Below are 12602 nucleotides of genomic sequence, written 5' to 3' on the forward strand. Positions count from 1 at the left end.
AGGTATGCATGAGCTTCATCCACGACATCCGGAACTCGTCGCGATCAGTGGTCGTGGTCGCCCTCAGCGCCGTCGCCCTGGGGATCACCTACGGCTACGACATCTCCAACATCGCCGGAGCGCTGCTCTTCCTCGAGACCGACCTCGGCCTGTCCTCGGGCGAGCTGGCGGGGTTGGCCACGGCGGTCGTCGTCGGCCAGATCGTGGGGGCGCTCAACGGCGGGTGGATCTCGAACGCGATCGGGCGCAAGCTCAGCATGCAGCTCATCGCGATCGGATACGTCGGCTTCTCCGTGCTCTGTGCGATCGCGCCCGAGTACGCGTCGCTCCTGGCGGCCCGGTTCGGCCTGGGGATCACGATCGGCATCTCGCTGATCGTCGTCCCGGTCTTCATCGCCGAGTCCTCGCCGACCCGCGTGCGCGGGGGACTGATGGTCGCCTACCAGGTCACCACCGTGGCCGGCATCATCGCCGGCTACCTCGTGGCCTGGCTGCTCGCCGCGACCGAGTCGTGGCGGGCCATCCTGGGGATGGCCGCCGTGCCCGCGGCCCTGGTCTTCTTCCTCCTGCTGCGCGTGGTGGAGACACCGCACTGGTATCTGCTGAAGGGCAGGGTCCGGGCGGCCCGCGCATCACTGGAGAGGATCAACCCCGGGCACGATCCCCAGCCCCTGATCGCCCGGATCGAGGCCGACCTGCAGCAGGAGACGGGCCGCCTGCGCGACATGTTCCGCGGGCACCTGCTGAGGGCCAGCGTCTTCGCCATCGGCCTCGGGTTCTTCATCCAGATCACCGGTATCAACGCCACCATCTACTACTCGCCGCACATCTTCGCGGACCTCGGGTTCTCCGGGCACGCGGCCCTCCTCGGGCTGCCGGCGATCGTGCAGTTCTGCGCCCTGCTCGCGGTGATCGTGTCCATGTTCGTCGTCGACAACGCCGGGCGCCGCCCCGTCCTGCTGACCGGCGTCGGCACCATGATCGTCGCCAACACCGTGCTCGTGGCCGTCTTCGCCCTGAGCGACGGGTTCGGCGGGTGGACGTCCGTCGTGGGCTTCGCCGCGATCGTGCTCTTCACGATGGGTTACACCTTCGGGTTCGGCGCCCTGGTGTGGGTCTACGCGGGGGAGACCTTCCCGGCCAAGTACCGGGCGCTGGGCGCCTCCCTGATGCTCACCGCCAACCTCACCGCCAACGCCATCGTCGCGCAGGCCTTCCCGCCCCTCCTGGAGTCCGTCGGAGGGGCCGGGGTGTTCGGCATCTTCGGGGCCCTGGCGGCGATCGCGTTCGTCTTCATCTGGTTCCTCGCCCCGGAGACCAAGGACCGGGACCTGGACGAGATCGCCCGCTACTGGGCCAACGGCGCCCGTTGGGACGTCCCCTCGATCACCCCCGACCGCACCGCACGATGACCCCCTGATCCCCGGTCACGAACCCCCGTTCCCCTCCGACCCCGCGGCCCCGACGGCCGCACCCGTCACCCCCTGACCTCCCTCACCCCCCAACCCCCCTCACCCCCCAAGGAGGAATCGACGTGATCCGTCCCCCCACCCGCCGCGACCTCTTCCGTTCCGGAGCAGCGGCCGGTGCCGCCACCGGTCTCGGTACCGTCCTCGCACGACCCGCGTCCGCCGACGACGCCCCGCAACGCGGCGGCGACGAGTCCCCCATGACCGAGGTCCCCTTCGAACCCCACGACGAGGTCCGCCTCGCGGTGATCGGTACCGGCCAACGCGGCGCGGACATGCTCGACCGTTTCCTGCAGATCAACGGGGTCCGGGTGACCGCCCTGTGCGACCTCGAACAGGACCGGGCCGACGCAGCCGCCGACGCCGTCGAGGAGGCCGGCGGCGAACGCCCGGCCGTGCACGCCGGGTCCACCGATGCGTGGGAGGAACTCACCGCACGCGACGACGTCGACCTGTGTTACATCGCGACCCCGTGGGAGTGGCATCACCCCCAGGCCAAGGACGCCATGGAGCACGGCATGCACGCCGCGGTGGAACTGCCCATCGCCGTCACCCTGGACGACATCTGGGACCTGGTGCGGACCTCCGAACGCACCCGCAAGCACTGCATGCTCATGGAGAACGTCAACTACGGCCAGGAGGAGATGCGTGTCCTCATGATGGCCAAGGAAGGGCTGTTCGGGGACCTCCTGCACGGCTCCGGCGGATACGTGCACGACCTCCGCGACCCCTTCCTCTTCCACGGCGCCTACCACCCCGAGGACTGGCGCCGCGCGTGGCAGACCAAGATGAACGCGAGCCACTACCCGATGCACGGGCTGGCCCCGATCACCGCCGCCATGGACATCAACCGGGGCGACCGCCTCGACCGCCTGGTCTCGTTCTCCTCCCCGGCGCTCTCCCTGACCGAGTACCGCGCCGAGAACCTGGACAGCGACCACCCGGCCTGGCAGGACGACTACATCTCCGGGGACCGCAACGTCTGCCTGCTCAGCACCGCCGCGGGCAGGATGATCCGGGTCGACCACGACGTGAACACACCGCACCCCCAGACCCGGGCCAACACCCTCGGCGGCACACGCGGGGTGTGGATGAGCGACCCACAGCGCATCTACCTGGAGTCCCTCGACCACGACGACCACGAGTGGCGCGACTTCGACGAGGCCTACGAGAAGTACGACCACTGGCTGTGGAAGGAGATCGGCGACGAGGGCGGGGGCCACGGCGGGATGGACTACATCCTCCAGTGGCGGACCATCCAGTTGATGCGGCTCGGTCTCACGCCCGACATCGACGTCTATGACTCGGCCTCACTGTCCTCGCTGGTGCCGCTGTCGGAGAGTTCGCTCGAGAGCGGTGGCTCCGTGCCCGTCCCCGACTTCACCCGGGGGCACTGGAAGAACGCCCGGCCCGGCCTGGAGAGGGAGCGGCCCGACGACCCCGAACTGGACTGATCCGCCCCTCACGCCCGGCTGTGGTGGCGTCCGACCGGGAGCATGAGCGGCCGGCCTGACACCGGATCCGTGATGATCCGGTTCTCCAGGCCGAAGACCGCGCGCACGTTCTCCGGGGTCAGCACCTCCTCCGGTGTGCCCTGCGCGTGCACGTTCCCCGAGGCCAGGGCGACCAGGTGGTCCGCGTAGCGGGCGGCCAGGTTGAGGTCGTGCAGCACCAGCACCACGGTGGTGCCGTGCGCCCGGTTGAGGTCGGTCAGCAGGTCGAGCACGTCCACCTGGTGGTTGACGTCCAGGAACGTGGTCGGCTCGTCGAGCAGGAGCACGTCGGTGCGCTGGGCCAGCGCCATCGCGATCCACACGCGCTGGCGCTGGCCCCCGGAGAGCTCGTCCACGGGCCGGTCCGCCAGGTCGGCGGTGCCGGTGGCGTCCAGGGCCTCGGCCACGGCCTGGTCGTCGCCGCTGCCCCACCGGGAGAACATGCGCTGGTGGGGATGGCGCCCCCGGCCCACGAGGTCGCTGACGGTGATCCCCTCGGGAGAGACCGGCGACTGCGGTAGCAGGCCCAGGGTCCGGGCGACCTCCTTGGGCGGCATCCGGTGCACCTGACGCCCGTCCAACAGCACCTGCCCGCTCCGGGGCTTCAGCAGCCTGGCCAGGGAACGCAGCAGCGTGGACTTGCCGCACGCGTTCGACCCGACCACCGCGGTCAGGCGCCCGGCGGGCAGGTCGAGGTCGAGGGAGTCGACCACGAGGCGGTCGCCGTAGCCCAGGCTCAGTTCCTCCGCGCGCAGCGAGTGTTCCGTGGTCACAGGGAGCCCTCCGATCGGTTGGTGCGGACGATGAGGTAGACGAGGTAGGGCGCGCCGAGCACGCCGGTGACCACACCCACGGGGTAGCGCGAGTCCAGCAGGAACTGGCCCGCGAAGTCGCCGACGAGCACCAGCAGCGCCCCGACCAGCGCCGCGGGCAGGAACAGCGAACCGTTCGGGCCGACCAGACGCGCGGCGATCGGCCCGGACAGGAACGCGACGAAGGCCACGGGTCCGGCCGCCGCGGTCGCGAACGCGATGAGCCCCACCGCGCCCGTCAGCGCCAGGAGCCTCGTGCGGGCCACACGTACCCCCAGGGCGGGGGCGGTGTCCTCACCCAGCCGGAACATCTCCAGGTCGCGGGACATCGCCAGCAGCAGCGGGCCGACCAGAACCAGGACCACCAGCACCGGCACGGTCTCGTTCCAGGTGGCCCCGTTGAGGCTGCCGGTCAGCCGGCGCATGGCCTCCTGCAGGTCCCACTCGGCAGCCCGGTCGAGCACGTGCGCGGTGACGCTGTCCATCATCGCGCCGATCCCGATCCCGATGAGGATCAACCGGGTCCCGGCGGCGCCCCGGCGCGCGGACAGGGCGTGCACGAGCAGCGCCACGGCCAGCGCCGCGACGACCGCGACGGTCGACACGGCCGTCCCGCTCAGGCCCAGGACGACGATCGCGAACACGGCCGCCGCGCTCGCCCCCGAGCTGATCCCGATGATGTCCGGGCTGGCCAGCGGGTTGCGGAGCATGGTCTGGAAGGTCACGCCCGCCAGGCCGAAGCTCAGCCCCGCCGCGACGGCGAGCACGGCCCGGGGCAGACGGAGCCGCCCCACGGTGAACGAGGCGCCCGGCACCTCCTGTCCGAACACCACGCGCGCCACGTCGCCGGGCGGGTAGAAGGTCTGCCCGAACATCAGGCTCGCGGCGAACCCGGCGGCCACGAGCACGGCCAGAACGGCGATGATCGTGCGCCGGCGGCGTGCGCGGCGCACACGGCCGCGGACCACGGTCTCGAGGGTGGAGGCGGGCTCCGGTGCGGGGGAGTGCCCCGTGGTGGCAGGGCGGTCCCGGGTACGGGGATTCACAGCGCGCGGACTTTCTGGCGTCGGACGATGTGGATGAAGAACGGGGCGCCGATCAGCGCCGTCACGATGCCGACGTCGATCTGGACGGGGCGTGCCACCACCCGTCCGACCACGTCGGCGGCGGTCAGCAGCACACCCCCGCCCAGGGCGGAGAAGGGCAGGAGCCAACGGTGGTCCGCGCCCACCAGCAGGCGGCACACGTGCGGTACCACCAGCCCCACGAAAGCGATCGGCCCGGTCACGGCCGTGGTGGCCCCGCACAGGACGACGGCGCCCAGGGACGCGGTGCCCCGGGTGAGCGCGACACGTTCGCCCAACCCCTCGGCGAGGTCGTCGCCCAGCGCGAGCATGTTCAGCCCGCGGGCGCACAACCAGCACAGGGCGAAGCCGACGACGAGGAACGGCAGGATCTGCTGCAGGCTCTCCTGTGTCCCACCGCCCAGGCCGCCGATCTGCCAGGAGCGGGCGTTGTCGGCGATGTCGTTGCGCGAGAGCACGACGGCGCTGATGAACGAGGTCAGGGCGGCGGAGGTCGCGGCTCCGGCGAGCGCGAGCTTGAGCGGGGTCGAGCCCCCGCCGCCCAGGGTCCCGACCGCGTAGACGAACACGGCCGTCACGGCGCCCCCGGCGATCGCGACCCAGGCGAAGCTGGTGGCCGAGGCCAGACCGAAGGAGGCCATGCCCACGACCACGGCCAACGCGGCGCCGGTGTTGACACCGAGGATGCCCGGGTCGGCCAGCGGGTTGCGGGTCACGCCCTGCATCACCGCACCCGCCACACCCAGGGCGGCGCCGGCGAGCACGGCGAGCAGGGTCCGGGGGACACGCGCGGCGACGGCGGCCCGGTCGAACCCGTCGGTCGACCCGCCCAGCGCCGCGACGATGTCGGCCCACCCCACCTGCCGGGAACCCGTGGTGACCGACAGGGCCGCGAGCAGCACCAGCACCGTGCACAGCGCCACGAGCGCCAGGGTCTTGAGCGGGAGCGGCCGCCGGGTACTGCGCTCGCGCCGGTCGGTGGCCGTGGAGGTGGTCATTGCGACGCGTCCGCGGCCTCGGCCAGGAGGGAGAGGTACTCGTCCAGGACCCACGGGATCGACAGCGGCGTGGGGTTGGCGGCGGTGCCGATCGGGCTGTCGCCGGGCAGGTTGACGACCGCGCCGTTCTCCACCGCCGGCATCTGGGACAGCAGGGGGTCGCCCTCCAGCGCGTCGACGAGTTCGTCGCCGCCGTAGGTCACGATGATCTCGACGTCGTCGAAGGCGTCGGCCTGCTCGGCGGTCCGCGTCAGGGCGAACTGGTCGGTGTCCTCGGTGGCGGCCGCGATGCTGTCGGGGGTGCGCATGCCCAGGTCCTCGAAGAACCGGGCCCGGGTGTCGTGGGCGGTGTAGAAGCTGACCTCGCTGAGGTCGGTGGTGTCCACGTGGGTGAGGAACATGGTCGCCCGGTCCCCGATCTGCGGGTGCGCCTCGGCGGTGTCGGCGATCTCGCCCTCGAGCTCGGCGACCAGCTCCTGGCCCTCCTCGGCCATGCCCATGGCCTCGCTGTTGAGCTCGATCATCTCGCGCCAGGTCGTGCCCCAGGGGGTCTCGGGGTAGGCGACCACGGGTGCGATCTCGCTGAGGGTGTCGTGGTCCTCCTCGGTCAGGCCCGAGTAGGCGGCCAGGATCACGTCGGGCTGTGTGTCGGCGACCGCCTCGAAGTCGATGCCGTCGGTCTCGTCGAAGAGCACGGGGGTGTCCGCGTCGAGCTCCTCGAGCCGCTCGTCCACCCAGGGCAGCACACCGTCGCCGTCGTCGTCGCCGAAGTCGGCCGCGGCCATTCCCACCGGGACCACGCCCAGGGCGAGCGGGACCTCGTGGTTGGCCCAGTTCACCGTGGCCACGCGCTCGGGCGGGGAGTCCAGCGTGGTGGTTCCGAGCGCGTGTTCGATGGTGATCTCGCCGCCGCCCTCCTCGCTGTCGGTCTCGGTCGAGCAGGCGGAGAGCGCGAGCACCAGGGTTGCGGCGGCGGCTGCGGTGGAGGATACGCGTGGCATGGGGTCCCGTTTCTCGAGGCAGGGGAGGGGCCTCGAATGAGAGGTAAGGCTTGCCTAAGAGAAGGTAGAGCGCGCTCGCCCTGTCCGCAATCGCGTACAGGGGACACCCGATGTCGCGTAACGGACAGACCGCTCACCTCGGGCGGAACTGTCCCGGGCCCATGCCGGTCGCTCTGCGGAAGGCGGTCCCGAACGCACTGGCCGACGAGTAACCCACCTGTTCGGCCACCTCGTCGACCCGCTCGCCCCGCGCCAGCAGCGTCATGGCGTGCTGTACACGGGCCAGGGCCGACCACGCGCTGAACGTCAGCCCCGTCTCGCCCACGAAGGCCCGGGTGATCGTGCGCGTGCTCACCCCCAGGCGGCCGGCCCAGGCGCGCAGGGTCGTGCCGTCGGCGGGGTCCTCACGCAGCGCGGCCACGATCGGGGCGAGCAGCGGCGCCTTGGGGAGCGTCAGGAAGAACTCACCGGCCGCGGGTGTGAGCACGTCGGTGACCATGAGCTCGGTCCTCTCCCGGGCCTCCGGTGCGAGGTGTTCGGTGCCGAGGCGCTCCAGCAGCAGGCACAACAGCGGGGTCATCTCCACCGCGACGGGTTCCGGGGCCGGGCCGGGGGCCGAGCCCACCCGGAACTGTGCCGCCCGGTGCCAGGTCCCCGCGGGCGCTCGTCCCGAGTGGGGGACCCCCGCCGGGATCCACAGGCCGAGCTTGGGCGTCACCGACCAGATGCGCGCGCCCACACGGGCCGAGGAGACACCCCGCTCGTTCCAGAGGAGCTCGTGTGTGGGGTGCGAGTGCTCCGCCCAGACGGTGTCGAGCTCCAGGACCTCCCCGTGCCCGCTGACGGCGTAGGGAACGTCGACCTCACCGGCGGTGTACCGGGGCAGGCGGCGGTTGTCGGTCCTGGGCATCACCCCAGGTTATGCCGCCGCCCCGCGCCGGGCCCCACCGGCCTCCGGGGCCCGCGGGGACAAAAAGACATTGCCGCCCCGAAGCGCCGCGAACCATAGTGAGGCACGCGAGACCCGGTCTCTCGCACCGCCTCCAACCCCCGATGCGAAAGGAACCCCCATGTCCACGCTGCGGGTCACCGCCGAGCAGCTCACGATCCACCCCCACCCCGACGCCGACGCGCTGGAGCTCGCGCAGGTCGGTCTCTTCCACGCCGTGGTCGCCAAGGGCGCCTACCGCACCGGGGACTGGGCGGTCTACATCCCCGAGAGCGCCCTCCTGCCGGACGGTCTCGTCGAGGAGATCGGGCTGACCGGCAAGCTCGCGGGTTCCAAGCGCAACCGGGTGAAAGCGATCCGGCTGCGGGGCGAGCTCTCCCAGGGCATCGTGTGCCGTCCGCAGCAGCTGGTCGACCGGGACCTGGCGGCCGAGCACGAGGCCGGCACCGACTTCTCCGGTGAGCTGGGCATCACCAAGTGGGTCCCGGAGGTGCCGCTGCACATGAGTGGTGACTTCGTGCCGGCGCCCGACCTGCTGCGGTGGATCGAGATCGAGAACGTCAAGCGCTATCCCGACGTCTTCGAACCGGACGAGCCGGTCGTCGCGACGGAGAAGATCCACGGCACCGCGTGCCTGTACACCTACGTCGCCGCCACCGGCGAGGGGTTCGTCTCCTCCAAGGGGCAGGGCGCGAAGAACCTCGCGCTCGCCCACGCCGAGGACAACCTGTACTGGAAGGCGGTGACCGCCCACGGCGTTCCCGAGGCAGCACGTAAGGCGGCCGAGCGGTTCGGCGCCGACCGCGTGGGTGTGTTCGGCGAGGTCTTCGGCTCGGGCGTGCAGGACCTGGCCTACGGCGAGACCGGCCGCAGCGAGCACCCCGGTTACGCGGTCTTCGACATCCGCGTGGACGCCGACGGCACCCGCACCTGGATCGACGCCGCCGACCTGCCCGCACTCCTGGAGGACCTCGACCTGCCGCAGGCCCCGACGGTCTACGAGGGCCCCTACGACGAGGCCGAACTCCTCGCAGCGGCGCAGGGCGAGGAGACCTGGAGCGGCGGCGGTCTGCACCTGCGCGAGGGTGTGGTGGTGCGCCCGGCCCGGGAACGCTTCTCGAACGTGCTCGTGGGCCGCGCCATCGCCAAGTTCGTCTCGGACGCCTACCTCACCCGCAGGGGCGGCACCGAGTACGAGTGAGGCCGCCGGCCCGCCCCGGGGGCCCCGGGCCACGGAACCTGTTTCCGCGGCCCGGGGCCCCGCGTTCGTCAGGCCTACTGCTGCACCCACACCGTCGTGGCACCGGGCAGCCGGCCGTTCTCCAACGGCGCGCTCGACAGCAGCACGTCGCCGTCAGGAACGTCGACGGGCGCCTCGCCGAAGTTGGTCACACACACCCAACCGCCCGGGCGGCGGAAGGCCAGGACGTGCTCGGCCCCGGTCTCCACCCACTCCAGCGACTCCCCGGTCTGCAACCGCCGCCGCAGCGCAAGGGCCTCGCGGTACAGGTTCAGGGTCGAGGCGGGGTCCCCCTCCTGAGCCTCCACCGCGTACCCGGCGAACCACGCCGGCTGGGGCAGGTGGGGCTCGGCGGGGCCGAAGCCGAAGGACGGGCCCTCCGCCGACCACGGGATCGGCACCCGGCACCCGTCCCGGCCCCGCGTCACACCCGGGTTCCGGAAGAACGACGGGTCCTGCCGCTGCTCGTCCGGGATCTCCGCGACCTCGTGCAGGCCCAGCTCCTCACCCTGGTACAGGTACGCGCTGCCGGGCAGTGCCAGCTTGAACAGCGTCGCCGCACGCGCGCGCCGCAGGCCCGCGGCCGCGTCCAGCTCGGGTTCCTGCCCGCCGTTGAGCAGCCACCGGGTCCCGGTCTTCTCGCCGTCGGGCTCGGGCGGCAGGCCGTAACGCGTCGCGTGGCGCACGACGTCGTGGTTGGAGAAGACCCAGGTGGTGGAGGACTCCCCGCGCTCGGCCAGCTCCAGGTTGAAACCGACGATCCGGCGGAACTGGGCCGCGTCGAAGCCGGCCTCCAACAGGTCGAAGTTGAACGCCTGCCCCAAGCCCCGCGGGCTCGCGTACATCGGGCGCCGGTCCGACTCCACCCAGGCCTCGGCGACCCCGATCCGCGGCGGGTCGTACTCGTCGAAGACCTTCCGCCACTCGGCGTAGATCTCGTGCACGTCGTCGCGGTCCCAGGTGGGGTGGTTGCCGTCCGAGGGGGTGGCGTCCAGCTCGGCCTGGCTCGGCAGGTTCTCCGGCAGGTCCTTGGAGAGCCCGTGGGCGACGTCGACACGGAACCCGTGCACACCCCGGTCCGACCAGAACCGCAGGGTCTCGAGGAAGTCCGCGTGCACCTCGGGGTTCTTCCAGTTCAGGTCGGGCTGCTCGCTCGCGAAATGGTGCAGGTACCACTGCCCGTCCGGGACCCGGGTCCAGGCGGGCCCGCCGAAGTTGGAGACCCAGTCCGCCGGGGGCTGCGCACCGCCGGGGCCGCGGCCGTCGCGGAAGATGTACCGGTCCCGCGCCGCCGAGCGCGGCGGTGCGGCCAGCGCCTCCCGGAACCACTCGTGGCGGTCGGAGGTGTGGTTGGGCACGATGTCGACGATGAGCTTGATGCCGGCCTCCCGAAGGGCCGCGACCATGGCGTCGAAGTCCTCCAGGGTGCCGATACGGGGATCGACGTCCCGGTAGTCGTCGACGTCGTACCCGCCGTCGGCCAGGGCCGAGGGGTAGAACGGGCTCAGCCACACGGCGTCGATGCCCAGGTCACGGAGGTAGGGCACACGCGAGGTGATGCCCTTCAGGTCGCCGATCCCGTTGCCGTCCGCGTCGGCGAACGACCTCGGATAGATCTGGTAGACGACGGCCTGGCGCCACCAGTCGGGATCGACGCGGAACTCGGCCGGCAGTTCCGCCGAGTCGGCGGTGGGGTGGAGCGACAAGGTGGGTCCCTTTCTGCGGTGTGGCTGTCGGAGTTACTTGACCGCGCCCTGTGTGAGCCCGGACATCACCCATCTCTGGGAGATCACGTAGGCGATGACCGCCGGTGCCATCGCCATCAGGTAGGAGGCGAAGGAGACGTGGTAGTTGTTGCTGAACTGCGTCTGGAAGACCTCCTGGATGACCGGGAGTGTCTGCAGGGACGAGTCCTCGATGATCATCGACGGCATCATGAAGTCGTTCCACGATTTGAGGAAGGCGAAGATCGCCACCGTCGCGCTCATCGGCGCCATCAGCGGGAAGACGATCCGCCAGAACGTGAACCAGGTCGAGGCGCCGTCCATCCGCGCCGACTCCTCCAGCTCGTGCGGCAGGGAACGCAGGAACGCGGTGAACAGCAGCGTGCTGAAGGAGAGCTGGAACATCACGTGCAGCAGCGCGACCCCGGCGGGGTTGGCCAGCCCCGCCATGCCCGTCAGCTTGACCTGCGACAGTGCCAGCACGGGGAACGGCAGGAACATCGCGGACAACAGGTAGTAGAACGACCACCGGAAGAACTTCCGGTCCCAGTTCCGCGAGATCGCGTACGAGGCCATCGCGCTCGCCAGCACCGTGCCCGTGACCGCCACCGCGGTGATGAACACCGAGACGGCGAACGCCCGCGGATAGTCGGTGAGCGCCCAGGCCTGCACGAACCCCTCGACGCTCCAGGGCGACGGCAGGGTGAAGGCCTCGCCGTCCACCGCCTGCTCGCCCGTCTTGAACGCCATGGAGAAGGCCACGTAGAACGGGAACAGGACCGTGGTCGAACACAGCAGGAGCACGATCGTGGTGCTCCACCGCTTCTTCCCCTCGCCGCGGGGGCTCGTGTCCCTGTTCTGCCGGGTGCGTGTTTCGGGGAGCACCATCAGCCGCCCGTCCTTCCTCGTGTCAGACGCAGTTGCACGAGCGCGATCGCCAGGGTGATCAGGAAGAAGACCGTCGAGTTGGCCATCTGGTACGCGTAGTCGCCGTCCTCGAACCCGGCGAAGATCGCCATCGTCACCGAACGCGTCGCGGTCCCGGGCCCTCCGTCGGTGAGGCCGAGGATGATCTCGTAGGCGGCCAGGAAGTCCTTGAACCCGATGATCACGTTGATGAGCACGAAACCCGAGATCAGCGGCAGGGTGATGTGCCGCAACCGGTTCCACGCCGAGGCCCCGTCGATGCCGGCGGCCTCGTAGACGTCCTGGGGCACCGTCATGAGCCCCGCGATGTAGATCAACAGCGCCTGGGGCATCGCCTGCCACGCGGTGACCAGCACGATGGAGATCCACGCCAGGTCCGGATCGGCCAGGATGGACTCCTCCAGCGGCCCGATGCCCAGCGCCTGCCCCGCCGCGGGGATGGTGTGGGAGAAGACGAACTGGAAGACGAAGGCGATGATGATCCCCGAGACCACCATCGGCAGGACGAAGACCGTCCGCAGGGTCACCCGGGCACGGATGCGGCCGGTCAGGCCCAGCGCGAGCCCGAGCGCGACCACGTTGACCAGGACGACGGTGCACAGCGCGAACCCGAGGGTGAACCCGTAGACCGACAGGATCGCCGGGTCGGAGAACAGCACGAGGTAGTTGTTCAACCCGACGAACTCGTACTCGCCGAAGCCGATCGAGTCGGTGAAGCTGTAGAAGATCCCCATCGCCGCCGGCAGCGTGATGCAGACCGAGAAGAGGATCAGGACGGGGACCAGGAACAGGTGGTAGGTGCGGTCGACGCGCCGGGAACGCTTGCGCGGGGGCGGGCGGTCGCGCGTCCCGGCGTCCGGCGGCGCCCCGCGTTCGACGGTGGTTGCCATGGGGATCCTTGTGT

Annotated in this window: 11 protein-coding genes; 3 read left to right on the forward strand and 8 right to left on the reverse strand. The window is 70.9% G+C overall.

Annotated elements, in window-relative coordinates:
* Nucleotides 1-8 precede the first annotated feature (8 nt).
* Both IDM40_RS18390 and IDM40_RS18395 read left to right on the forward strand, forming a co-directional pair.
* Complete coding sequence (locus IDM40_RS18390) at nucleotides 9-1412, forward strand: sugar porter family MFS transporter (protein WP_193123262.1); 1404 nt, start codon at nucleotides 9-11, stop codon at nucleotides 1410-1412.
* Between the two features lie 122 nt (nucleotides 1413-1534).
* Entirely contained in the window at nucleotides 1535-2923 is a 1389-nt protein-coding gene (locus IDM40_RS18395) for a Gfo/Idh/MocA family protein (protein ID WP_193123263.1), read from the forward strand.
* Nucleotides 2924-2931: 8 nt separating this feature from the next.
* On the opposite strand, the gene IDM40_RS18400 is transcribed toward IDM40_RS18395, so the two are convergent.
* The 5 genes from IDM40_RS18400 to IDM40_RS18420 all read right to left on the reverse strand — a co-directional run bounded on the left by IDM40_RS18400 (nucleotide 2932) and on the right by IDM40_RS18420 (nucleotide 7768).
* The gene (locus IDM40_RS18400; RefSeq protein ID WP_193123264.1) at nucleotides 2932-3735 is read right to left on the reverse strand and encodes an ABC transporter ATP-binding protein; all 804 of its coding nucleotides are present in this window, start codon (nucleotides 3733-3735) and stop codon (nucleotides 2932-2934) included.
* Nucleotides 3732-4820, reverse strand: coding sequence for a FecCD family ABC transporter permease (locus IDM40_RS18405; protein WP_193123265.1), 1089 nt, complete (start codon nucleotides 4818-4820; stop codon nucleotides 3732-3734). The genes IDM40_RS18400 and IDM40_RS18405 overlap by 4 nt, the downstream gene beginning before the upstream one ends.
* Complete coding sequence (locus IDM40_RS18410; protein WP_193123266.1) at nucleotides 4817-5857, reverse strand: FecCD family ABC transporter permease; 1041 nt, start codon at nucleotides 5855-5857, stop codon at nucleotides 4817-4819. The genes IDM40_RS18405 and IDM40_RS18410 overlap by 4 nt, the downstream gene beginning before the upstream one ends.
* Nucleotides 5854-6858, reverse strand: coding sequence for an iron-siderophore ABC transporter substrate-binding protein (locus tag IDM40_RS18415; RefSeq protein WP_193123267.1), 1005 nt, complete (start codon nucleotides 6856-6858; stop codon nucleotides 5854-5856). The genes IDM40_RS18410 and IDM40_RS18415 overlap by 4 nt, the downstream gene beginning before the upstream one ends.
* Nucleotides 6859-6991: 133 nt before the next feature.
* Nucleotides 6992-7768: a helix-turn-helix domain-containing protein gene (locus tag IDM40_RS18420; RefSeq protein ID WP_193123268.1), complete on the reverse strand. Its 777-nt coding sequence runs from the start codon at nucleotides 7766-7768 to the stop codon at nucleotides 6992-6994.
* A gap of 160 nt (nucleotides 7769-7928) precedes the next feature.
* On the opposite strand from IDM40_RS18420, the gene IDM40_RS18425 reads away from it, so the two are divergent.
* A complete protein-coding gene (locus tag IDM40_RS18425) occupies nucleotides 7929-9008 on the forward strand; it encodes an RNA ligase (ATP) (protein ID WP_193123269.1) in 1080 nt (359 codons plus the stop codon).
* A gap of 74 nt (nucleotides 9009-9082) precedes the next feature.
* Here IDM40_RS18425 and IDM40_RS18430 read toward each other — a convergent pair whose 3' ends face one another.
* From IDM40_RS18430 to IDM40_RS18440, 3 genes are read right to left on the reverse strand one after another with little or no spacing between them, the layout of a single operon-like run.
* Nucleotides 9083-10753, reverse strand: coding sequence for a glycoside hydrolase family 13 protein (locus IDM40_RS18430; RefSeq protein WP_193123270.1), 1671 nt, complete (start codon nucleotides 10751-10753; stop codon nucleotides 9083-9085).
* A 33-nt stretch (nucleotides 10754-10786) separates the two neighbouring features.
* Nucleotides 10787-11659 (reverse strand): carbohydrate ABC transporter permease, encoded by an 873-nt coding sequence (locus tag IDM40_RS18435; protein WP_235997718.1) that lies wholly within the window; start codon nucleotides 11657-11659, stop codon nucleotides 10787-10789.
* Nucleotides 11659-12588, reverse strand: coding sequence for a carbohydrate ABC transporter permease (locus tag IDM40_RS18440; protein WP_193123271.1), 930 nt, complete (start codon nucleotides 12586-12588; stop codon nucleotides 11659-11661). The genes IDM40_RS18435 and IDM40_RS18440 overlap by 1 nt, the downstream gene beginning before the upstream one ends.
* Nucleotides 12589-12602: the final 14 nt, after the last annotated feature.

Origin of the sequence: Nocardiopsis coralli, assembly GCF_014892575.1 — a bacterium.
Lineage (GTDB): Bacteria > Actinomycetota > Actinomycetes > Streptosporangiales > Streptosporangiaceae > Nocardiopsis > Nocardiopsis coralli.

Coding starts and splice junctions, on each gene's coding strand:
- IDM40_RS18390 (WP_193123262.1), top strand. CDS start 9: ATGAGCTTCATCCACGACATCCGGAACTCGTCGCGATCAGTGGTCGTG.
- IDM40_RS18410 (WP_193123266.1), bottom strand. CDS start 5,857: ATGACCACCTCCACGGCCACCGACCGGCGCGAGCGCAGTACCCGGCGG.
- IDM40_RS18415 (WP_193123267.1), bottom strand. CDS start 6,858: ATGCCACGCGTATCCTCCACCGCAGCCGCCGCCGCAACCCTGGTGCTC.
- IDM40_RS18420 (WP_193123268.1), bottom strand. CDS start 7,768: ATGCCCAGGACCGACAACCGCCGCCTGCCCCGGTACACCGCCGGTGAG.
- IDM40_RS18425 (WP_193123269.1), top strand. CDS start 7,929: ATGTCCACGCTGCGGGTCACCGCCGAGCAGCTCACGATCCACCCCCAC.
- IDM40_RS18435 (WP_235997718.1), bottom strand. CDS start 11,659: ATGGTGCTCCCCGAAACACGCACCCGGCAGAACAGGGACACGAGCCCC.
- IDM40_RS18440 (WP_193123271.1), bottom strand. CDS start 12,588: ATGGCAACCACCGTCGAACGCGGGGCGCCGCCGGACGCCGGGACGCGC.